This is a genomic window from Microbacterium sp. NPDC055683 (assembly GCF_053617895.1).
This window is the reverse complement of sequence record NZ_JBSHGQ010000052.1, coordinates 1-21,220: the sequence shown is the minus strand read 5'-3', so window position 1 is coordinate 21,220 and position 21,220 is coordinate 1. Positions and strand designations below refer to the sequence as shown.

Below are 21,220 nucleotides of genomic sequence, written 5' to 3'. Positions count from 1 at the left end.
CGCCGCCCCCTCGCCGGTGCCCCGGGCTCGCGCCTGCGGCGGCTCGCGATCCTCGGAGGGGCCGACGGGCACGTGCTCGACATCGTGCCGACCGAGACGCCGCGGTTCGTGCAGATGTTCTTCGTCCTGCTCGGCACGGCCCTCGTCTCCGCGCTCTCCATGCTCTTCGCCCTCACGACGGGCGTGCAGGTCGCCGTGTGGCTCGCCATCCCGCTCGCGATCGTGTGGGCCGGCATCATCTTCAACCTCGACCGGTTCCTCACCTCGACGATGTCGTCCACGCGCAGCGTCATCAAGCTCATCGGGCTGGCCGCGCCCCGCGTCGTGATGGCGCTCATCATCGGCGTCATCGTCGCGGAGCCGATCGTGCTCCAGGCCTTCCACAACGACATCGCCCAGGAGGTCGCCGCCACCAACATCGCCTCCGCGCAGGACGACCAGGCGGCGCTCGACTCCGGCCCCGAGAAGCAGGCGCTCGACGAGGCCACCGCGAACCTCGCCGCACTGCAGAACCAGGCGGCCACCGGCATCGTCACGGGCACCGACTCGACGTCGGCCTCGGTCTCGGCCGCCCAGAGCACGGTCGACGCCATCACCGAGAAGCTCGCCGCGCAGCAGACCGTCATCGACGAGGCGCGCGCCCTGTACCAGTGCGAGCTCGACGGCACGGGATCGGGCGAGGTCGCCGGCTGCACGGGCGTCACGGGCGAGGGCGCGAGCTCCGAAGCCGCCCAGGCGCAGCTCGCGGCCGCGCAGGCGACGTACGACGACCTCGCCGCGCAGCTGCGTGAGGCCAACGAGGCGCTCGCCGACACGGAGTCGGCCGCCGCGACCCAGACCGCCACCTCCGAGTCGGCGAACCGCCAGGCCGCCGAGGACCAGCTCCCCGCCGCGCAGGCCGCGTACGACACCGCGCTCGCGGCATACAATGCCCGCGCCGCCTCGGTCGCCGAGACGAACGCGGGCGCCATCGGACTGCTGAGCCAGATCACGGGCCTGCAGACGCTCGGCGAGCGCGAGCCGGCCATCCGCATCGCGCACCTGCTCATCGCGGCGCTCTTCCTCATGGTCGAGCTGCTCCCCGTCATCGTGAAGGTGCTCACGAGCTTCGGCGACCCCAGCCTCTACGAGAAGGCCGCGGCCATCCGCAAGCAGGTCGCCCTCGACCGGGTCAACTCCGACGGCTTCCGCGACCGCGCCGACATCCTCGCGGGCTCGCGCACCTAGGCTGTCGGGGTGATCATCCTCGCGGCGACCCCCATCGGCAACCTCGGCGACGCGTCGCGCCGGCTCGTCGAGCTGCTCGAGAGCGCGACGGTCGTCGCCGCGGAGGACACCCGCACGACCCAGCGCCTGCTGGCGGCGCTCGGCATCGCCAACCGGCCGCGGCTCATCGCCCTGCACGACCACAACGAGCGGCAGAAGGCCGCCGAGCTCGTGGAGCTCGCCAGGGACGCCGACCTCGTCGTCCTCACGGACGCCGGCATGCCGACCGTGAGCGACCCCGGTTACGGGCTCGTGCAGACGGCGGCGGCCGCGGGCGTCGACGTGACGGTCGTGCCGGGGCCCTCCGCCGTGCTCACGGCGCTCGCCGTCTCCGGTCTGCCGACCGACCGCTTCACCTTCGAGGGCTTCGTCGCGCGCAAACCGGGGGAGCGGCGCCGCGCGCTCACGGCGCTCGCGGCCGAGCCGCGCACCATGGTGTTCTTCGAGGCGCCGACGCGCGTCGCGCAGACGCTCGCCGACATGGCGGACGCGTTCGGCGCCGACCGACGCGCCGTCGTCGCCCGCGAGCTCACGAAGCTGCACGAGGAGGTCGCGCGCGGCACGCTCGCCGAGCTCGTCGGCTGGGCCGGCGCAGGCGTGCGCGGCGAGCTCGTCGTCGTCGTGGCGGGAGCCGATCGCCGCGAGGTGCCGCTGGAGGACGCCGTCCGGCAGGTGCTGTCGCTCGTCGCATCCGGCGGCCGCCTCAAGGAGGCGGCCGCCGAGGTCGCGACCGCGACGGGGCGCTCGTCGCGCGAGCTCTACCAGGCCGCGCTCGCCGCCCGCTGACCCGGGTCAGCCGACCTTCACGAGGCGCACCTCGTCGACGGTTCCCCAGGCTCCGGACGACAGGTCCCATTCGACCGACACCGTGACGGCCTGACCGCGCTTCACGCGCACGGCGTCGGTCGTCCGAGTCGCGTAGGCGCGCCATCCGTCGAACGGGAGGGCCGTGGCGGCCGTGCGGGTCTGCGCCGCGACGGCGCTCGCCGACGCCTGCGGCGGAAGGTGCGCGGGCGATGCCGTCACGCGCAGCATCACGGCGTCGCCCGCCTGTACGGCTCCGCCCTGCGAGGTCGCGACGGCGACGTACGAGCCGGGTGCGAGGCCGGTGACCGTCTGCGTCGCCGACCCCGCGAAGTCGCGGTCGAGCCAGACGTGCAGCGCGTCCGTCCCCTCGGAGGCGTCCGCCTGCCAGCCGATCGACCCGCCGTCGCCGGTAAGCGTCCACAGCGCGGCGTCCCTGCCCTCGAACCCGCCGCCGGGCAGGTGCGAGCGAGGCCTCACCTCCACGGTCGCCGTCGTCGCGAGCCCCGCCGCCGTGGAGCCGCTCACGGTGTGCACGCCGACCGCTGTGAGGTCGGCATCCGCCCACGTCACGGCCTGCTGCTCGACGGAGCCGTCGCTGTACCCGACCGCCACCGTCGCGGGGAGCGCGACGGCGTCGCCCTCGTCGGCGATGAGCGAGACCTGCTCCACCGTCGTGACGGTGCGCGGACCCTCTGCGCCCGTGCGCACGTACTCGAACACGCGCAGCGACGGCAACGGCGTGCCGTCGAACGCGAACAGCGCCTGGTTGTCGACGGCCGATCCGCCGAACCACGCTCCCGCGTCGTGCGGGTCGTACTCTGCGGCGTGGCTCGACGCCCAGCCCGACCCGAACTCCTCCCACAGCAGCCGGTTGGCCGCGACCGCCTCGGCGGGGCCGACCGGCAGCCAGGCCGGCTCCCACGAGAAGACCCCGATGCCGGCGTCGCCGACGTCGTGGACGGCCTGCACCACATCGCGGAAGGCGTCGGCCTGGCCCTGCGGGCTGACCGCGTACGCCGTCGCCTCAGAGGCGAGGTCGATCGTGTTGCCGTGGCCGTCGCCGTCCTCGAGCGTGTAGGCCCAGCTCGTCTCGGCGACGACGACCTGCTTGTCGTACGTCTGCGCCACCTGCGTCAGCGCCGCCGTGAGGTTCGCGGTCGTGCCGTGCCAGTAGGGGTAGTACGACGACGCGAACACGTCGTAGTCCACTCCGCGGGCGTCGAGCGCCGCAGCGTACGAGGCGTACCTGCTCGCCGTCTCGGGGTTCGTGAAGTGCAGCGCGACGAGCGCTTCCGGCAGCGTCTCGCGCACGGCGGCGGAACCGGCCCGGAACACCGCGGCCATCCCGTCCCAGCCCGTGACGCCTGCGACGCCGTTGTTCGTCTCGTTGCCCACCTGCACCATCCGCACGTCGACGCCCGCCGCCGCGAAGCGGGAGAGGGCGTCGGCCGTGAAGTCGTGCACGGCCTCGGCCGTCTCGGCGACGGTGAACCCCTCCCACGCCTTGGGCGCCTGCTGCTTGCCCGGGTCGGCCCAGAAGTCGGAGTAGTGGAAGTCGACGACGACGCCCATGCCCGCGGCGTCGGCGCGCTCGCCGATCTCGAGCGCCCGGTCCACGTCGACGTCGCCGCCGCCGTAGCCGTTCCCGGCCGCGTCGAAGGGATCGTTCCAGACGCGCACCCGCACATCGGTGACGCCGTGGTCGGCGAGCACCGCGAAGAGATCGGCCGGCTGTCCGGCGTCGTCGCGGAAGACGACGCCCGACTCCTCGAGCGACAGCACGGACGACACGTCGACGCCGAGCATGAAGTCGTCCGCGAGGCCCGCCACGGGGGCGACGGTGAGGTCGTCGGTCTCGACGGCCTGTGCCGAGGGCGCGATCGCGATCACGACCGCGACGACGGCTGCCGTCGCGAGGGCGGTTCGGAGGGGGGATGGCATGACGGGGCACTCCTTCGTGCGGGAGGGGATGGGGATGGGGCCAGGTTTCGGCTCGCTTCGCTCGTTCAGCCCTTCACCGAGCCGGCCGTGAGGCCGCCGACGATGTAGCGCTGCAGCGAGAGGAAGAGGACGAGCACGGGGATCGACGCGACGACGGAGCCGGCGGCGAAGATGCCCCAGCGCGACGTCAGCTGGTTCGACACCCACTGGTACATGCCGACGGCGAGAGTCCAGTTCTCCTCGCTCGTCAGCACGATCTTCGCGAGGATGAAGTCGCCGAACGCCGAGATGAAGGCGAGCAGCGCCACGACGGCGAGCACGGGCGTCACGAGCGGCATGATGATGCGCCAGAAGATCTGCGCGTGCGTCGCGCCGTCGATCTTCGCCGACTCGTCGAGCTCGGCCGGGATCGAGTTGAAGAAGCCGTACATGAGGAACGTGTTCGCGCCCAGCGCGCCGCCGAGGTACACGCAGATGAGGGCGAGGCGCGAGTTGATGCCGAGAGCGGGCACGACCTCGCCGAGAGCGAGCAGGAGGAGGAACACCGCGACGAACGCGACGGTCTGCGGGAACATCTGGATGATGAGCAGGCCCGTCAGGCTCGCGCGGCGCCCGGCGAACCGGAACCGCGAGAACGCGTAGGCGGCAGCCGCGCCCATGAGTACCGCCCCGACGGCCGCGGCCCCGCCCACGTAGAGCGTGTTGAGCATCCACGACCAGAACCGCGTCTCGCCCAGGGCGGCGAAGTTGTCGACGCTCAGCGCGGAGAACAGGGCGCTCGACCCCGCGAGGCTGCCGCGCGGGTTGAGCGACGCCGACACGATGTAGAGCAGCGGGAACATCGCGTAGAGGAGCACCACGACCGCGACGGGGTACTTCCATCCCACCTCGGCCCACCAGCGCGCGCGGCGCGCGGGGCGGCGTCCGGGGGACGGCGACGTGATGCGTTCGGTGACGGTGCTCACTGGAACTCCTCGAGCTTGCGGGTCTGGCGGAAGGCCAGGGCCGAGATGACGCCGATGACGATGAAGACGACGATGGAGAGCGCGCTCGCGAGGCCGTAGTCTGCGCTGCCGCCCGAGACTCCCGAGATGCGGTAGATGGCGGAGATGAGGATGTCGGTCGCGCCGAGGCCGGAGTTGCCGAGGAACGCCGGACCGCCCTCCGTGAGCATGTAGATGATCGTGAAGTTGTTGAAGTTGAAGGCGAACGACGAGATGGCCAAGGGTGCCGTCGACACGAGGAGCTGCGGCAGGATGATCGACCGGAATCGGCGCCAGCGCCCCGCCCCGTCGATCGTCGCGGCCTCGAGCGTGTCGGACGGCAGCGCCTGCAGCGCGCCCGTGCACACGAGGAACCAGTACGGGTAGCTGAGCCACAGGTTCACCCAGAGCACGGCGGCCTTGGCGAGCACCGGATCGCCGAGCCATGTGATGTCGGCTCCGAAGAAGAAGAGGTCGTTGACGACGCCGAACTCGGAGTTCAGCATGCCGCGCCACAGCAGCGCCGACATGAACGCCGGGAAGGCGTAGGGGAGGATCATGAGCGTGCGCAGCACCTTGCGCCCCCGCACCCGCTCGTCGTTGTAGATGATCGCGAACAGCAGGCCGAGGCCGAAGCTCGTGAGCACCGTGAGCACGGCGAACGCGAACGTCCACGCCGTCACCTGCAGGAGCGGTCCCGCGAGGTCGGCGTCGGTGACCGCGCGCACGAAGTTGTCGAAGCCCACGCCCACGTACCAGCCGGTCGCGAGGGCCGTGCCGTCGTCGGCCACGAAGCGGCCGTCGTCCGACGGTGCGTACACGACGCCCGTCTCGGAGTCCGTGAAGGTCTCCTCCTCGGCATCCCACTCCAGCGTCGACGTGTAGACGGCGCCCGTCGCGCCCTCGCGCGTGCGGATCGATCCGTCCTCCGCGTCCTCCGACACGGGCACCCGGAGAGCGGCCACGCGCTCCTGCAGGTCGGTGTCGGTGAGCACCTCGGCGCGCGGCACGACATCCCACCCCGGGACGGACTCCGGTGCGCCGGACGATCCGATCACCGCGCCCGGCGCGGTCTCGAGCGGCTGGTCGGCCGTCCCGACGCGGACGGCGCCGTCGTCGGCGATCGCGAAGCCGAGCGCGCCGTCCGACTCGACGATCGCGAGGGGGTACTCGGGCGACGCGGGGTCGCGCCGCTCGTCCTGGATGAGGGCGGCGTCGACCGCCTGCTGCATCGAGCCCGCGTGGCCCGTGCCGTAGTTCGTGAAGGCGACGTACGCCGTGTAGCCGAGGACGAAGATCTGGAAGACGGCGAGGAAGGCGAGGCCCGGGAAGAGGTACTTGAGAGGCAGCGCGCGTCGCGTGAAGTAGATCCAGTCGGCCAGGACGAGGAGCACGACGGACGCGCCGAGCACGACCCACGACTCCGCCTGCCACGCCGCGAGGACGACGGCGACGCCGAGCGCGTTGACGACCGCCATGAGGAGCAGCTTCACGACGAAGCCCGCCCCGATTCCGCGCCATCCCCTGGCGTGCGATTCGCCGCGTACGGCGATGTCCTGCTGTGTCATTCCTCTTCCTCCTGCCGTCGGAGTCCGGGGCGGGCGCCGCCCGCCCCGGACCGCCGGGTCAGCCCAGCTCGGCCTCGAGATCGGCGACCATCTGGTTCCACGTCCCCGCGGGGTCGGCGCCGTTGATGATCTGCACCTCGGCCGCGTTCCACAGGTCCCACACCGACCCCATCTCGGGGATCGACGGCATCGGCACGCCGTTCTGCGACGAGGCGAGGAAGCCCGCGATGATCGGGTCGGACGCGACCTCCTCGGCGAGCTCCGTGAACGCGGGGATGCGCGGGTCGGCCTCGTAGAGGGCGCGCTGCGCGTCCTCCTGGGCGAGGTAGTTCACGAGGAACTCCTGCGCCAGGAGGGCGTTCTCGCTCTGCGCGCTGAGGTAGAAGCCCTGTACGCCGACGAACGGCGCTGCCGTCTCGCCTCCCGCCGAGGGGATGGGGTTCACGGCGATGTTCGGCACGTCGGCGTACGAGCTGATCGCCCACGGGCCCTGGATCGTGAAGGGCGTCTGGCCGCTGTTGAACAGCTCGTTGTTGATGTCGTAGTCGACGGTCGTCGAGATGTAGCCCGTGCCGGCCGACCCGTTGTCGTGGAGCCACTGCGCGAACGCCGTCCCGGCGTCCCCGCCCATGCCGACCTCGCTCGTGTACGAGCCCGTCTCGTCCTGCACGAAGACGGGGGCGCCGAACGAGGTCTGCAGGCCGTACATCGTGTAGCCGTCGCCGGTCTCGCCGGCCGTGTTGATCGCGACGGGACGCTCTGCGCCCGACGCCTCCGCCATGGCGACGAGGTCGTCCCAGGTCGCGGGGGCGTCGGACCCGACCATGTCGACGTTCTGCACGAGCGCGACCGTCTCGAGCGAGTACGGCAGCGCGTAGAGCTGCCCGTCGTAGGTCATGGCGTCGAGGGCGACCTGCTCGAAGGCGGACGCGGTCTCGCCGAGGTCGATCGTGTCGACGACGCCCGCCGTCACGAGCGCGCCCAGCCAGTCGTGCGCCCCGACCGTGATGTCGGGGCCCTCGCCCGTGGGCACCTGCGCGATGAAGTCGTTGCGCAGGTCCTCGAAGTTCTTCTGCACGAGCGTCACGGTCGCGCCGGTGTCGGCCTCGAACTGCTCCGCGGCGGCCGCGATCGCGCCCTCGCGCTCCTCGTCGGTCCACACGACGAGCTCGGCGCCCGAGCCTTCGTCGGACGGCTGCTCGCTCGCTGCCGGGGCGTCGCCGCCCGCGCAGCCCGCGAGCAGCAGGACGGACGCGGCCGCGATGCCGGCGAATGCCATCTGCGTGCGCATGATGTCTCCTTCAGGATGGCCGTGCGCCGCGTCCGCCGAGGCGGCCGCTCCGTCACGACCTGGTGTGCTGTCAACCGGGCCGGTCGGCCCGGAGGGGTGCCCCGCAGGGCGGGTCAGTGCGCGCCCTCCCGGGCGAGCTCGATGACGGCGACGCCCCCGGCGGGGACGACGTGGGAGGCGGACGCCGCGGCGCCCGCGAGGAGCTCGCGCCCGGCGACGTCGAGCTCGACGTCGTCGTCGCGGTGGTTGACGGCGAACGCGAACACGCGGCCGTCGTCCGCTCGCCGACGCACGACCTCGAGGCCCTCGGGGATCCCCGCGGGGGCGATGCCGGCGTCCGCGTACACGTCGGCCATGATGCGCCGGAGCCCCGCGGCGTCGGGGCGGGTCGAGACGTACCAGCCCGTGCCCGCGCCGTGACGGTGGCGCGTGACGGCGGGGCCGCCGGCACCCGGCCCCTCGGCGTAGGCGCCGACGACCTCGGCGCCGTGCAGACGGAGCGCCTCCTGCCAGTGGTCGGCCGTGATCGTCTCTCCACCGGCCCACTCGACGAGCGCGGTCCGTCCCGCGCGCAGCGGCAGGTGCTCCTCGACGTCGACGCCGAGCGCGTCGCGCAGCGGCGAGAGGAAGCCGCCGGCGTGGACGGCGTCGTTCTCGTCGACGACGGCCGAGAAGTACGACACGACGAGCGTGCCGCCGCCCTCGACGTAGCGGGCGAGGTTCGCCGCGTCGGCGGCGGTGAGGAGGTACTGCGCGGGGGCGACGACGAGCTTGTAGTGCGACAGGTCGTGGCCGGGGAGGGCGAAGTCGACCGTGATGCCGTCGCGCCACAGCGTCTCGTAGTAGGCGCGGACGCGCTCCTGGTGGGAGAGGTCGTCGGTGGGGCGCCACTCGAGGTCCTGCGCCCAGAACGACTCGAAGTCCCACAGCACGGCGACCTCGGCCTCGACGCGCGAGCCCGTCACGCCGTCGAGCCGGTCGAGGTCGGCGCCCAGTGCGACGACCTCGCGCCACACGCGCGAGTCGGTGCCGGCGTGGGGGAGCATCGCGGAGTGGAACTTCTCGGCGCCGGCGCGTCCGGCGCGCCACTGGAAGAAGAGCACGGCATCGGCGCCGCGGGCGACGTGCGCGAGCGAGTTGCGCGCCATCTCGCCCGGCCGCTTGGCGATGTTCCGCGGCTGCCAGTTGACGGCCGACGTGGAGTGCTCCATGAGGATCCACGGCGCACCGCCGCCCACGGAGCGCGACAGGTCGGCGGCGATCGAGAGGCCGATGTGCGCCTCCTCGTCGGGCGCCCAGAGGTAGTGGTCGTCGGCCACGACGTCGACCTCGCGACCCCATGCCCACAGGTCGGTCGTCCAGCTCTGGTTCGCCATGAAGTTCGTCGTGACGGGCTGCGCGGCGTGCGCGCGGATGGCGTCGCGCTCGGCGATGTAGCACTGCCGCAGCTGGTGGTCGGTGAAGCGCAGGAAGTCGAGCCGCTGGGCGGGGTTCACGACCGACGGCGCGGCGGCCGGCGCGCCGACGTGCTCCCACTCCTCGTAGTGCTGGCCCCAGAACGCCGTGCCCCATGCCGCGTTGAGCGCGTCGAGTGAGCCGTACCGCTCGGCGAGCCAGGCGCGGAATGCCGCGACCGACGCCGGCGAGTAGTCCTCTCCGACGGGGACGCCGTACTCGTTGTGCACGTGCCACAGCACGACGGCCGGATGGTCGCCGTAGCGCTCGGCGAGGGCGGTCGCGATGCGGACGATCGCCGCGCGGTACGCGGGCGAGGAGTGCGAGGCCATCCCGCGCGATCCGAAGCCCATGACCGTGCCGTCCCTCGTGATCACGCGCGCCTCGGGGTGCGCTGCGAAGAACCACGCGGGCGGCGAGGCCGTCGGCGTGCCGAGGTCGACCCGGATGCCGTTCTCGTGGAGCAGCCCGATGACCTCGTCGAGCCACGAGAAGTCGAACTCGCCCTCGCGCCGCTCGATGAGCGCCCACGAGAAGATGCCGACGCTCACGAGGTCGACGCCCGCCTCGCGCATGAGGCGCACGTCCTCGCGCCACGTCTCGCGAGGCCACTGCTCGGGGTTGTAGTCGCCGCCGTAGGCGATCCCGGAGAGGGCGGGCCAGGTGGGCAGGTCGGGCATGACGCTCCATTGTGTCGAGGACGGTGTGTCGGGGTACTGTGACCGGTCCCAGTCTGTGAGCGCGGCGTCCGCGGAGCAAGCTCGTGACCGTTCCGTTATCGAACTGTGACCGGTCCCAGTCGGGACGGCCTGACGCTAGAGTGTGTCCTCATGGAGCAGTCCGGCGCGGCGCGCAAGCCCACCATCCGCGATGTCGCGGCGGCGGCGGGCGTCTCCCGCGGAACGGTATCGCGCGTCATCAACGGCGGGCACTGGGTGTCGCCCGATGCGCGCGCCGCGGTGGAGGACGCCATCCGGCGCACGGGGTACACCGCCAACCACCATGCGCGCAGCCTCGCCACGGGCCGCTCGGGATCGCTCGCGTTCCTCCTGACCGAGGAGCACCATCTCCTCTTCGAGGATCCGACGTTCGGACTCCTCCTGCGCGGAGCGGCCGAGGCGCTGTCGCAGCGCTCGATGACGCTCGTCCTGCTCGTCGCCGGCACCGAGGCCGAGAAGGAGAACGTGCTCGCCTACGTCCGCGCAGGGCATGTGGACGGCGTGCTGCTCATCTCGAGCCACGCCTCCGACCCGTTCCTCGGCCGCATGCACGAGGCGGGCATCCCGATCGTCGCGTCCGGGCTGCCCCTCGCACTGGAAGGGCTCGTCCCCTCCGTCGCGATCGACGAGGCGGCCGCGGCGCGGACGATGACGCGGCACCTCCTGGACCGAGGTCATCGCCGCATCGCGCACATCGCGGGACCGGACGACACGCCGGGCGGCCGCTTCCGGCGCGAGGGCTTCCGCGCCGAGATGGGCGGACTCCTCGACGAGGCACTGGTGGAGTCCGGCGACTACTCGCGCGAGTCGGGTGCCGCGGCGATGTCGCGGCTGCTGTCGCGCTCGCGCGACATCGACGCCGTGTTCGCCGCCTCCGACCGCATGGCGGCCGGAGCCGTCTCCGTCCTCCGCCGCGAGGGACTGCGCGTGCCGGACGACGTCGCGGTGGCGGGATTCGACGACTCCGGCCTCGCCGAGACGCACGACCCGCCGCTCACGACCATGCGCCAGCCGTGGGGGCGCATCAGCGAGGCCATGGTGGCGATGCTGCTCGACGTGGTGGGCGGCGGCGGCGGCCGCGAGCTCACGCTCGACGCCGAGCTGGTCGTCCGCGCGAGCGCGTAACGCGGCACGGCGCTCCCGCCATAGACTCTCCTGGTGACTTCCGGCCGCTCCTTCTACATCACCACGCCGATCTACTACCCGAGCGACGTCCCCCACATCGGGCACGGGTACACGACGGTGGCGGTCGACACGCTCGCGCGCTGGCATCGGCAGGCGGGCGACGACACCTGGATGCTGACGGGCACCGACGAGCACGGCCAGAAGATGATCCGCGCGGCGGCCGCCAACGGCGCGACGCCGCAGGAGTGGGTCGACAAGCTCGTCGCGGAGTCATGGCAGCCGCTCCTGGAGACCCTCGACGTCGCGAACGACGACTTCATCCGCACGACGCAGGAGCGCCACGAGACGAGCGTGCAGCGCTTCCTCCAGGCGATCTACGATCGCGGCTACATCTACGCGGGGGAGTACGAGGCGCTCTACTGCGTCGGCTGCGAGGAGTTCAAGCCGGAGAGCGAGATCGTCGACGGCACGGGGCCGTTCGAGGGGCTCAAGGTGTGCGCCATCCACTCGAAGCCGCTCGAGCTGCTGCAGGAGAAGAACTACTTCTTCAAGCTCAGCGAGTTCCAGGACCGCCTCCTCGCGCTCTACCGCGACCGGCCCGACTTCGTGCAGCCCGAGTCCGCGCGCAACGAGGTCGTCGCCTTCGTGCAGCAGGGACTCAAGGACCTCTCCATCTCGCGCTCGACGTTCGACTGGGGCATCAGCGTCCCGTGGGACGAGTCCCACGTCATCTACGTGTGGGTCGACGCGCTGCTCAACTACGCGACGGCGATCGGCTACGGCTCCGACGAGGGCACCTTCGCGCGGCGCTGGCCCGCCCACCACGTGGTCGGCAAGGACATCCTGCGTTTCCACGCCGTCATCTGGCCCGCCATGCTCATGGCGGCCGGCATCGACGTGCCGCACAACGTGTTCGCGCACGGCTGGCTGCTCGTCGGCGGCGAGAAGATGTCCAAGTCGAAGCTGACGGGCATCGCCCCGAACGCCATCACCGACGTCTTCGGCTCGGACGCCTACCGTTTCTACTTCCTGTCGGCCATCGCGTTCGGCCAGGACGGCTCGTTCTCGTGGGAGGACCTGTCGGCCCGCTACCAGGCGGAGCTCGCGAACGGCTTCGGCAACCTCGCATCGCGCACGGTCGCCATGATCGGGAAGTACTTCGACGGGGCCGTGCCCGCTCCTGCGGATTACACGGACGCCGATCTCGCGGTCCAGCGCGTCGTCGCCGACGCGGCCGCGGCCGCCGACGCGGCGATCGACCGCTTCCGCATCGACGAGGCCGTCCGCTCGATCTGGACGATCGTCGACGCCCTCAACGGCTACATCACGGAGAACGAGCCGTGGGCGCTCGCGAAGGACGCCGACCGCCGCGACCGCCTCGGCACCGTGCTCTACACGTGCGCCGAGGGACTGCGCGCCCTCGCCGTGCTGCTGAGCCCCGTCATGCCGCAGTCCACCGCGACCCTGTGGGACGCCCTCGGCCTCGAGGGCGCGCTCGGCGCGCTGACGGCGCAGCCGCTGCGCGAGGCGGGCGCCTGGGGGCTCACACCGGCCGGCACGTCGACCCACCCCCTCGCCCCGCTCTTCCCGCGGGTCGAGCAGCCGGAGTGACGGGCATGGCGGCCGGCGACCCGTCGACCTACGTCCGCGAACGCAGCCGCGACGGGAGGAAAGACCTCCGCTACCCGGCGGCGCCCGAGCCTCTCGCGGTCGCCGTCTACGACAACCACTGCCACCTCGAGATCGAGGACGGCGACGAGCCGCTCACCCTGAGCGAGCAGCTCGACCGCGCGGAGGCCGTCGGCATCGCGGGAGTCGTGCAGTCGTCGGGCGACATCGAGTCGTCGCGCTGGGCCGTGCAGGCGGCCGAGCGCGACGACCGCGTGCTCGCGGCCGTCGCCATCCACCCGAACGACGCGCCGGCATACGCCGCCCAGGGGCGGCTCGACGAGGCGATCGCCGTCATCGACGAGTTGGCCGCGCATCCCCGCGTGCGCGCCGTGGGCGAGACGGGCCTCGACTACTTCCGCACCGGCGAGGACGGGCGCCCCGCGCAGCTCGCCTCCTTCGAGGCGCACATCGACATCGCCACGCGCCACGGGATCGCCCTGCAGATCCACGACCGCGACGCCCACCGCGCCGTGCTCGACACCCTCCGCCGGGTCGGCGCCCCCGAGAAGACCGTCTTCCACTGCTTCTCCGGCGACGAGGACATGGCGCACGAGGCGGCCGACGCCGGCTACTGGCTCTCGTTCGCCGGAAACGTCACGTTCAAGAACGCTCAGAACCTGCGGGACGCGCTGCAGGTGACGCCGCGGGAGCGGATCCTCGTCGAGACCGACGCGCCGTTCCTCACGCCGGTGCCGCACCGGGGCCGGCCGAACGCGCCGTACCTCGTGCCGGTCACGGTCCGCTTCATGGCGGACGTGCTCGGCGTCGAGGTCGACACGCTGTGCGCGCAGCTCGCCGAGAACACCGCCGCCGTGTACGGGGACTGGTCGTGACCGTCCGCCTGCTCGGCGCGGGCGACATCCGCGAGCTCGCGGCGGAGCTCGACGTCACGCCCACGAAGAAGCTGGGGCAGAACTTCGTCGTCGACGCCAACACGGTGCGCAAGATCGTGCACGCCGCCGAGGTCGCGGAGGGCGAGCGCGTCGTCGAGGTCGGTCCGGGCCTGGGGTCGCTGACGCTCGCCATCCTGGAGACGGGGGCGACGGTCACGGCCGTCGAGATCGATCATCGACTCGCCGAGCGGCTGCCGGCGACGGCGCGCGAGCGCGGCGTGCCGGAGGGCGCGCTCACGGTGGTCGATGCGGATGCGCTGCGCGTGACGGAGCTCCCCGGCGACCCCCGCGTGCTGGTCGCCAACCTCCCGTACAACGTCTCGGTGCCCGTGCTCCTGCACTTCCTCGAGACGTTCCCCGGCATCGACCGCGGCGTCGTCATGGTCCAGGCGGAGGTGGGGGAGCGGCTCGCGGCCGCTCCGGGCTCCAAGGTCTACGGCGCCCCGAGTGCGAAGGCGGCCTGGTACGGACCGTGGCGGCTGACGGGCACCGTGTCGCGCCAGGTGTTCTGGCCCGTCCCGAACGTCGACAGCGTGCTCGTGGGGTTCCGGCGCGATGCCGCGCCGCGCGGGACGGAGGAGGAGCGCGTGCGCACCTTCCGCATCGTCGACGCCGCGTTCCAGCAGCGCCGCAAGATGCTGCGGCAGGCGCTGTCGACCGAGCTCGGCGGGTCGGCCGCCGCGAGCGCGCTCCTCGAGGGCGCGGGCGTCGCCCCCACGGCGCGCGGCGAGGAGCTGTCGATCGACGACTTCCTCCGGATCGCGCGAGCGCTCCCCGCGTAGCCCGACGACACGGGTCGGCGACGGGTGTCGCCGGTGGGTAGCCTGGACGGGTGAGCATCGCGTCGACCTCGGCCCCCGTGCGCGTGCGCGCCCCCGGAAAGATCAACGTCTTCCTCGAGGTCGGCTGTCGCGAGGACGACGGCTACCACCAGCTCGCCACGGCGTTCCAGGCCGTGTCGCTGTACGAGGACCTCACGGCGGAGCACGCCGTCGGCTTCACGATGGCGGTGTCGGGGTCGGTCGACGTGTCGGGGGTGCCCGTCGACGACAGGAACCTCGCGCTGCGCGCGGCCCGGCTGCTCGCGGCGGAGACCGGGTACCGCGGCGGCGTGCACCTCGAGGTCGCCAAGCAGGTGCCCGTCGCGGGGGGCATGGGCGGCGGGTCCGCGGACGCGGCCGCGGCGCTCGTCGCCTGCGATGCGCTGTGGGGCACCGACGTCGGCTCGCAGGAGCTGCACCGCCTCGCGGCGCGCCTCGGCGCCGACGTGCCGTTCGCGCTCAAGGGCGGCACCGCGATCGGGACGGGGCGCGGCGACGAGCTGAGCGCGGCTCTCGCGCGCGGGCGCTTCGACTGGGTGCTCGTCGTGAACGAGGAGGGGCTCTCGACACCCGAGGTGTACGGCGCGCTCGACCGGCATCGCGAGCGGCACCATCTCGACATCGCGCCGGCGCGGAAGATCCCGGCCGTCGATGCGGCCGTGCTGCAGGCGCTGCGCGCGGGGGACCCCGCCATGCTCGCCGAGGTGCTCCGCAACGACCTGCAGGCGGCAGCGCTCGGGCTGCGCCCCGACCTCGCGGCCACGCTCGAGCTCGGAGAGTCGTCGGGCGCGCTGGCGGGGATCGTGTCGGGCTCGGGTCCGACCGTCGCGTTCCTCGCGGAGTCGCCGGAGGCGGCGGCCGAGCTGCAGGCCGTGCTCGACGCCGCCGGTCTCGACGCGCTCCTCGCGCACGGGCCGGTGCCGGGCGCCCGCGTCGTCGGCTGACGGCCGCCGTCTGCGATCACGGCGGACGTACCGCTGTCAAGGGTCTCGCCGGATGACGGCGGGAGTGGCGCATGTCGGCGGCATGCACTTTGCTGGGGGCGTGGGCATCGAATTCCGGTCGGTGAGCAAGAGCTATCCCGGCGGCGCGACAGCGGTCGACGACTTCTCCCTCGTGCTGCCGTCGCGCACGACGACGGTGTTCGTCGGCTCGTCGGGGTGCGGCAAGACGACCCTGCTGCGCATGGTGAACCGGATGGTCGAGCCCACGTCGGGCTCCGTCCTCATCGACGACGAGGACGTCACGGGGCGCTCCGCCGTGGAGCTGCGCCGCAGCATCGGCTACGTCATGCAGAACGCCGGCCTGCTGCCGCACGTGCGCGTCGTCGACAACATCGCGACGGTCCCGGTGCTGCAGGGCGTGCCGCGGCGCACCGCCCGCACACGCGCGCGCGAGCTCATGGAGGTCGTCGGACTCGACGCGTCGCTCGCCGAGCGCTATCCCGCCCAGCTGTCGGGCGGCCAGCAGCAGCGCGTCGGCGTCGCCCGCGCACTCGCGTCCGACCCCAACATCCTCCTCATGGACGAGCCGTTCGGCGCCGTGGACCCCATCGTCCGCGCCGAGCTGCAGCAGGAGCTCGTGCGCCTGCAGAGCGAGCTCGGCAAGACGATCGTCTTCGTCACGCACGACATCGACGAGGCGTTCCTCCTGGGCGACCGCGTCGTCATCCTCGACCACGGCGCGCGCATCGTGCAGCAGGGGCGCCCCGACGAGATCGTCGCGGCGCCCGCCGACGACTTCGTGCGCCGGTTCCTCGGCCTCTCGGCGGGGAGACGGCGGATGTCGCTGCGCGAGGAGTCCGGGCGCACGGTCGTCGTCGACGAGACGGGCCGCGTGCAGGGAGTGCTGACGGAGCCCGCGGGATGAGCTGGGTCGCCGACAACCTCGGCCTCATCCTGCAGCTCACGGGCGAGCACCTGCGCCAGAGCCTGCCGCCCATCCTGTGGGGCCTGCTCATCGCGCTCCCGCTCGGGTGGCTCGCGCACCGCAGCCGCGTGCTGCGCGGCCCGATCGTCGTGACGACGGGCCTGCTCTACACCCTCCCGTCGCTCGCGCTCCTCCCGATCCTTCCGGTCGTATTCGGCTTCTCCGCACTGAGCGAGATCAACCTCGTCGTCGCACTGACGATCTACGCCGTCGCGATCCTCGTGCGCTCGGTCGCCGACGGGCTCGACTCCGTCGACGGCGACACGCGTCGCGCCGCGGTCGCTCTGGGCTACGGACCCTTCCGCCGGTTCGCCGCCGTGGAGCTGCCACTGGCGGGGCCGGTCATCCTCGCCGGCCTCCGCGTCGCCGCCGTGAGCACGGTCTCGCTCGCGACGGTGGGCGTGCTCATCGGCGTGACGAACCTCGGCTACCTCTTCACGAACGGCTTCCAGCGGCGCATCGTCGCCGAGATCCTGGCGGGCGTCGTCGCGGTGGCGCTCGTCGCGCTCCTCGTCGACCTGCTGCTGCAGCTCGCGGGCCGCCTGCTCCTGCCGTGGACGCGCGCCGCCGCTCCCGCCCGGCGTGGGAGGGCGGTCGCATGAACCTGCTCGCCGAGGCGCTCGCGTGGCTGTCATCGCCCGACCGGCTGACGGGGTCGAACCCGCTGCCCGAGGCGCTCCTCGTCCATCTCGCGCTGACGTTCGGCTCGGTCGCGATCGCCGCCGTCGTCGCGGTCCCCGCCGGGTGGCTCATCGGGCACACGGGCAGGGGGCGCGGTGTCGCCGTCGCCCTCGCGGGCGCCGCCAGGGCCATCCCGTCGTTCGGCCTCATCCTCCTGCTCGTGCTGCTCCTCGGTGTGCTGCACAAGACGGAGGCGGCGATCATCGCGTTCGTGCTCCTCGCGATCCCGTCGATCCTCGCGGGCGCGTATTCGGGGCTCGACGCCATCGACCGGCGCACGATCGACGCGGCGCGCGCGACGGGCATGAGCGAGTGGCAGATCCTGTGGCGCGTCGAGGCCCCTCTCGGGCTGCCGCTTCTCGTCGGCGGCATCCGCGCCGCCGTGCTCCAGGTGGTCGCGACCGTCACGCTCGCGGCCTACGTCAACCTAGGCGGGCTCGGCTTCGACATCCTGCAGGGCATCCAGCTGCGCCGCTTCGACCAGGTGCTCGGCGGCGCGCTCGTCGTCGCGGCGCTCGCGCTCGTGCTCGACGCCGTCTTCGCCCTCCTGCAGAAGGCCGCCCAGCCGCCCGGCGCCACCCAGACCACCCCGCGAGGGGACACCCGTGCGGCCCGCCGCACTCGAGAGAAGGAAGCTCTCACATGACGCACCGCAGCAGAATCGTCCTCGTCGGCGCCCTCGCGTCGGCCGCCGCCCTCGCTCTCGCGGGGTGCGGGTCCTCCGACCCGCTCGCGGAGGAGACGTCGGACACCGACGGCACAGGGGCGTCGGGCGACGCCATCGTCGTCGGCTCGCAGGCGTACTACTCCAACGAGATCATCGCCGAGATCTACGCGCAGGCGCTCGAGGGCGCCGGGTACGAGGTCGAGCGCCAGTTCAACATCGGGCAGCGCGACGCGTACCTGCCGTCGATCGAGAACGGCGAGATCGACCTCTTCCCGGAGTACAGCGGCAGCCTGCTGCAGCAGGTGTACGACCCCGAGACGACGGCGCGCACGCCGGACGACGTCTACGCCGCGCTCGTCGAGGCGCTGCCCGACAACCTGCGCGCGCTCGCGCAGTCGACGGCGTCCGATCAGGACTCGTACACCGTGACGGCCGACTTCGCCGAGGAGTACGACCTGGCCACGATCGCCGACCTCGCCGACGTCGACGTGCCGCTCGTCCTCGGTGGGCCGGCCGAGCTCGAGGAGCGCCCCTACGGCCCCGACGGCGCGGCGGAGGTCTACGGCCTCGACGTCGGGTTCTCGGCGACGGGCGACACGACCGTGGAGGAGCTCCTCGCGGGCACCATCAACATCGCGAACGTCTTCACGGCCGACCCCCGCATCGAGACGGACGGGCTCGTCCCCCTCGAGGACACCGAGGGGCTGCTCCTCGCCTCGAACGTCGTCCCGATCGCCTCGGCCGATATCGCCGACGAGATCGCCGACGTCATCGACCCCGTGAGCGAGGCGCTCACGCCCGAGGGTCTCGTCGCGCTCAACGTGCAGAGCACGGTCGACGAGGAGTCGTCGGCCGACATCGCGAGCGCCTGGCTGGAGGAGAACGGCCTCTCCTGACGCCGAGCGGACCCGACGACGCCCCGTCCGCGGACGGGGCGTCGTCGCGTCCGGATGGCCCCGCGGCCGCTCGTGCGTCATACTGTGGGAGGCGATGTGACCGTGCGCATCGCCGCACCCGATGAAGGACGAACGACTGTGGCGAACGCGACGGAGCGGCCCAGGATGCCGAGCATCCGCGATGTGGCGCGCCTGGCCGGCGTCTCGCACCAGACGGTGTCGCGCGTGCTCAACGACCATCCGTCCATCCGCGAGGAGACGAAGCAGCGCGTCCTCGACGCCATCCGCCAGCTCGACTACCGGCCGAACCAGGCCGCCCGCGCGCTCGTCACGTCCAAGCTCCACCTCATCGGGATCCTGTCGGCGAGCGTGGGGGAGTTCGGGCCCACGGCCTCCATCGCCGCGATCGAGGAGGCGGCCCGCGTCGAGGGCTACTCGGTCACGAACCTCAACCTGCCCGACACCTCACCCGAGGCGATCGGCGCCGCCGTTCGCCAGCTGCAGCGCGAGCAGGTCGACGGCATCGTCGTGCTCGCCCCGCAGGTCCGCGTGTTCCATGTCCTGCGGGGAATGGCCATCGGCATCCCGTTCGTGAGCCTGCAGACGGCGTCGGGCGAGGCCAGCGAGAGTGTCGCTCCCGACCAGCTGGAGGGTGCGCGGCTCGCCACGCAGCATCTCGTCGACCTCGGGCACGCCGACATCCTCCATCTCTCCGGTCCGCAGGACTGGATCGAGGCCGACTCCCGCATGCGCGGCTATCTGCAGGCGCTGCGCGAGGCCGACCTCCCGACGATCCCGCCCATCCGCGGCGACTGGACGGCCGACTTCGGCCACTACGCCGGCCGCGAGCTCGCCCGCCGGCAGGACTTCACCGCCGTCTTCGCGGCCAACGACCTCATGGCGATCGGGCTCGTGCACGGGTTCCGTGACGCGGGGCTCGACGTGCCGCGCGATGTGAGCGTGGTCGGCTTCGACGACATTCCCGTCGCGGCACATGTGTGGCCGCCGCTCACGACCGTGCACATCGACTTCGCCGACCTGGGGCGCCGCGCGATCGCGCGGCTGCTGTCGGCGCTGCGCGGGGACGAGTTCGAGGCACCCGCGGCGACCGCCCCCGCCCTCGTCGTGCGGGACTCTGCCGTCGCTCGTCGTTAGCGAGATGTGACAGAGCGTCGGCTTGACACGCGGGCCGAGCGGGTGCACGATGAGACGCGATGTGAACGGTCACACGGAGACGTGAGGCCCCGACGAAGAAGTCCCGACGTGTTCTGCGGTCCCGACTCCTCGGCGGCGCATCCCTCCCTCATGGGAAGGGAGGAACCCGAGTCCTGGATTCAGAGGAGAACACCCGTGAAGAAGCACCTTCTGCTCGTCGGCATCGTCGCCGTCGGCGGACTCGCGCTCGCCGGCTGCAGCGGCGACCGCACCGGAGGCGGCGCAGCGACGGAGGAGGGCGGCGAGGTCGACACGAGCTCGCTCACCATCGGCGTCGCGATGCCCACGCAGCAGTCCGAGCGCTGGATCGCGGACGGCGACAATGTCAAGGCGACGCTCGAGGACCTCGGCTACCAGGTCGACCTCCAGTACGCCAACGACGACATCCCCACGCAGGTCTCACAGATCGAGAACATGATCTCGAGCGGCGCCGACGCCCTCATCATCGCGTCGATCGACGGCACGACCCTCACCGACGTGCTGCAGACCGCGGCCGACAGCGACATCCCCGTGATCGCCTACGACCGCCTCATCAACGGCACCGAGAACGTCGACTACTACACGACGTTCGACAACTACCAGGTCGGCGTCCAGCAGGCGACGAGCCTTCTGACCGGTCTCGGCGTGCTCGACGAGAACGGCGAGGAGACGGGCGTGGAGGGCCCGCTCAACGTCGAGCTCTTCGCGGGCAGCCCCGACGACAACAACGCGACCTTCTTCTGGGACGGCGCCATCGACACCCTCCAGCCCTACCTCGACTCGGGTGTGCTCGAGGTGCCGTCGGGGCAGACCGACTTCGACCAGGCGGCGATCCTCCGCTGGCTGCCGGAGACGGCGCAGGAGCGCATGGAGAACATCCTCACGATCGTGGGGGACACGAAGATCGACGGCGTGCTCTCGCCCTACGACGGCCTCTCGATCGGCATCATCTCGGCGCTGACCTCGGGCGGGTACTCGGCCGACGACCTCCCGGTCGTCACGGGTCAGGACGCCGAGGTCGGCTCGGTGAAGTCGATCCTCGCGGGGGAGCAGTACTCGACGATCTTCAAGGACACCCGCCTCCTCGGCGAGACGGCGGCCGACATGGTCGACGCGCTCATGCACGGCGAGGAGCCCGAGGTCAACGACACCGAGACGTACGACAACGGCGTGAAGGTCGTCCCGTCGTACCTGCACGAGTCGACGATCGTGACCGCTGACAACTACGAGGAGATCCTCGTCGACAGCGGCTACTACACGGCCGACGAGCTCCAGTAAGCCCCTCCGATCCGGCCCGCCGCGCCGCTCCGGCG

At 72.1% G+C, this 21,220-nt stretch carries 18 protein-coding genes; 13 read left to right on the top strand and 5 right to left on the bottom strand.

Going from position 1 to position 21,220, the window contains the following annotated elements; translation table 11 throughout:
• The coding region (locus ACWGPF_RS15795; RefSeq protein WP_452333696.1) for a DUF4407 domain-containing protein at nucleotides 1-1,227 on the top strand (1,227 nt) is incomplete at its 5' end.
• Between the two features lie 9 nt (nucleotides 1,228-1,236).
• Nucleotides 1,237-2,052, top strand: coding sequence for a 16S rRNA (cytidine(1402)-2'-O)-methyltransferase (rsmI, locus tag ACWGPF_RS15790; RefSeq protein WP_452333695.1), 816 nt, complete (start codon nucleotides 1,237-1,239; stop codon nucleotides 2,050-2,052).
• 6 nt (nucleotides 2,053-2,058) lie between these two features.
• Here the strand turns inward: rsmI and ACWGPF_RS15785 are convergent, their stop codons facing one another.
• The 5 genes from ACWGPF_RS15785 to ACWGPF_RS15765 all read right to left on the bottom strand — a co-directional run bounded on the left by ACWGPF_RS15785 (nucleotide 2,059) and on the right by ACWGPF_RS15765 (nucleotide 9,991).
• On the bottom strand, nucleotides 2,059-4,014 hold the full coding sequence (locus ACWGPF_RS15785; protein ID WP_452333694.1) for a glycosyl hydrolase 53 family protein: 1,956 nt from the start codon (nucleotides 4,012-4,014) through the stop codon (nucleotides 2,059-2,061).
• 65 nt (nucleotides 4,015-4,079) lie between these two features.
• Nucleotides 4,080-4,979 carry a sugar ABC transporter permease gene (locus ACWGPF_RS15780; protein ID WP_452333693.1) on the bottom strand — a complete coding sequence of 300 codons (900 nt, stop codon included), beginning with the start codon at nucleotides 4,977-4,979 and terminating at the stop codon, nucleotides 4,080-4,082.
• The gene (locus ACWGPF_RS15775) at nucleotides 4,976-6,565 is read right to left on the bottom strand and encodes an ABC transporter permease subunit (protein WP_452333692.1); all 1,590 of its coding nucleotides are present in this window, start codon (nucleotides 6,563-6,565) and stop codon (nucleotides 4,976-4,978) included. The genes ACWGPF_RS15780 and ACWGPF_RS15775 overlap by 4 nt, the downstream gene beginning before the upstream one ends.
• A gap of 58 nt (nucleotides 6,566-6,623) precedes the next feature.
• A complete protein-coding gene (locus tag ACWGPF_RS15770) occupies nucleotides 6,624-7,856 on the bottom strand; it encodes a sugar ABC transporter substrate-binding protein (protein ID WP_452333691.1) in 1,233 nt (410 codons plus the stop codon).
• 113 nt (nucleotides 7,857-7,969) lie between these two features.
• Nucleotides 7,970-9,991 (bottom strand): beta-galactosidase, encoded by a 2,022-nt coding sequence (locus tag ACWGPF_RS15765; protein ID WP_452333690.1) that lies wholly within the window; start codon nucleotides 9,989-9,991, stop codon nucleotides 7,970-7,972.
• Between the two features lie 150 nt (nucleotides 9,992-10,141).
• Between ACWGPF_RS15765 and ACWGPF_RS15760 the strand changes: the two genes are divergently transcribed.
• The 11 genes from ACWGPF_RS15760 to chvE all read left to right on the top strand — a co-directional run bounded on the left by ACWGPF_RS15760 (nucleotide 10,142) and on the right by chvE (nucleotide 21,185).
• Nucleotides 10,142-11,155 (top strand): LacI family DNA-binding transcriptional regulator, encoded by a 1,014-nt coding sequence (locus ACWGPF_RS15760; protein ID WP_452333689.1) that lies wholly within the window; start codon nucleotides 10,142-10,144, stop codon nucleotides 11,153-11,155.
• A gap of 33 nt (nucleotides 11,156-11,188) precedes the next feature.
• Nucleotides 11,189-12,766, top strand: coding sequence for a methionine--tRNA ligase (gene metG, locus ACWGPF_RS15755; RefSeq protein ID WP_452333688.1), 1,578 nt, complete (start codon nucleotides 11,189-11,191; stop codon nucleotides 12,764-12,766).
• Between the two features lie 5 nt (nucleotides 12,767-12,771).
• Nucleotides 12,772-13,659 (top strand): TatD family hydrolase, encoded by an 888-nt coding sequence (locus tag ACWGPF_RS15750; protein ID WP_452333697.1) that lies wholly within the window; start codon nucleotides 12,772-12,774, stop codon nucleotides 13,657-13,659.
• Nucleotides 13,656-14,501: a 16S rRNA (adenine(1518)-N(6)/adenine(1519)-N(6))-dimethyltransferase RsmA gene (gene rsmA, locus ACWGPF_RS15745; protein WP_452333687.1), complete on the top strand. Its 846-nt coding sequence runs from the start codon at nucleotides 13,656-13,658 to the stop codon at nucleotides 14,499-14,501. The genes ACWGPF_RS15750 and rsmA overlap by 4 nt, the downstream gene beginning before the upstream one ends.
• Nucleotides 14,502-14,551: 50 nt before the next feature.
• Nucleotides 14,552-15,484: a 4-(cytidine 5'-diphospho)-2-C-methyl-D-erythritol kinase gene (locus ACWGPF_RS15740; RefSeq protein ID WP_452333686.1), complete on the top strand. Its 933-nt coding sequence runs from the start codon at nucleotides 14,552-14,554 to the stop codon at nucleotides 15,482-15,484.
• Nucleotides 15,485-15,584: 100 nt separating this feature from the next.
• Complete coding sequence (locus tag ACWGPF_RS15735; RefSeq protein WP_452333685.1) at nucleotides 15,585-16,409, top strand: ABC transporter ATP-binding protein; 825 nt, start codon at nucleotides 15,585-15,587, stop codon at nucleotides 16,407-16,409.
• Nucleotides 16,406-17,071, top strand: a complete 666-nt coding sequence (locus tag ACWGPF_RS15730; RefSeq protein WP_452333684.1) for an ABC transporter permease — start codon at nucleotides 16,406-16,408, stop codon at nucleotides 17,069-17,071. Before ACWGPF_RS15735 ends, ACWGPF_RS15730 begins: the two co-directional genes overlap by 4 nt.
• Entirely contained in the window at nucleotides 17,068-17,796 is a 729-nt protein-coding gene (locus ACWGPF_RS15725) for an ABC transporter permease (protein WP_452333683.1), read from the top strand. Before ACWGPF_RS15730 ends, ACWGPF_RS15725 begins: the two co-directional genes overlap by 4 nt.
• Complete coding sequence (locus tag ACWGPF_RS15720; protein ID WP_452333682.1) at nucleotides 17,793-18,713, top strand: ABC transporter substrate-binding protein; 921 nt, start codon at nucleotides 17,793-17,795, stop codon at nucleotides 18,711-18,713. The genes ACWGPF_RS15725 and ACWGPF_RS15720 overlap by 4 nt, the downstream gene beginning before the upstream one ends.
• 165 nt (nucleotides 18,714-18,878) lie before the next feature.
• Entirely contained in the window at nucleotides 18,879-19,868 is a 990-nt protein-coding gene (locus ACWGPF_RS15715; RefSeq protein ID WP_452333681.1) for a LacI family DNA-binding transcriptional regulator, read from the top strand.
• 195 nt (nucleotides 19,869-20,063) lie between these two features.
• A complete protein-coding gene (gene chvE / locus ACWGPF_RS15710; protein WP_345436514.1) occupies nucleotides 20,064-21,185 on the top strand; it encodes a multiple monosaccharide ABC transporter substrate-binding protein in 1,122 nt (373 codons plus the stop codon).
• Nucleotides 21,186-21,220 lie beyond the last annotated feature (35 nt).

What these genes read in the sequence shown, in the direction of transcription:
- ACWGPF_RS15785 (WP_452333694.1), bottom strand. Translation starts at nt 4,014, where the DNA reads ATGCCATCCCCCCTCCGAACCGCCCTCGCGACGGCAGCCGTCGTCGCG.
- ACWGPF_RS15765 (WP_452333690.1), bottom strand. Translation starts at nt 9,991, where the DNA reads ATGCCCGACCTGCCCACCTGGCCCGCCCTCTCCGGGATCGCCTACGGC.
- ACWGPF_RS15750 (WP_452333697.1), top strand. Translation starts at nt 12,772, where the DNA reads ATGGCGGCCGGCGACCCGTCGACCTACGTCCGCGAACGCAGCCGCGAC.
- ACWGPF_RS15760 (WP_452333689.1), top strand. Translation starts at nt 10,142, where the DNA reads ATGGAGCAGTCCGGCGCGGCGCGCAAGCCCACCATCCGCGATGTCGCG.
- ACWGPF_RS15730 (WP_452333684.1), top strand. Translation starts at nt 16,406, where the DNA reads ATGAGCTGGGTCGCCGACAACCTCGGCCTCATCCTGCAGCTCACGGGC.
- ACWGPF_RS15715 (WP_452333681.1), top strand. Translation starts at nt 18,879, where the DNA reads ATGCCGAGCATCCGCGATGTGGCGCGCCTGGCCGGCGTCTCGCACCAG.
- ACWGPF_RS15770 (WP_452333691.1), bottom strand. Translation starts at nt 7,856, where the DNA reads ATGCGCACGCAGATGGCATTCGCCGGCATCGCGGCCGCGTCCGTCCTG.
- ACWGPF_RS15720 (WP_452333682.1), top strand. Translation starts at nt 17,793, where the DNA reads ATGACGCACCGCAGCAGAATCGTCCTCGTCGGCGCCCTCGCGTCGGCC.
- ACWGPF_RS15725 (WP_452333683.1), top strand. Translation starts at nt 17,068, where the DNA reads ATGAACCTGCTCGCCGAGGCGCTCGCGTGGCTGTCATCGCCCGACCGG.
- ACWGPF_RS15775 (WP_452333692.1), bottom strand. Translation starts at nt 6,565, where the DNA reads ATGACACAGCAGGACATCGCCGTACGCGGCGAATCGCACGCCAGGGGA.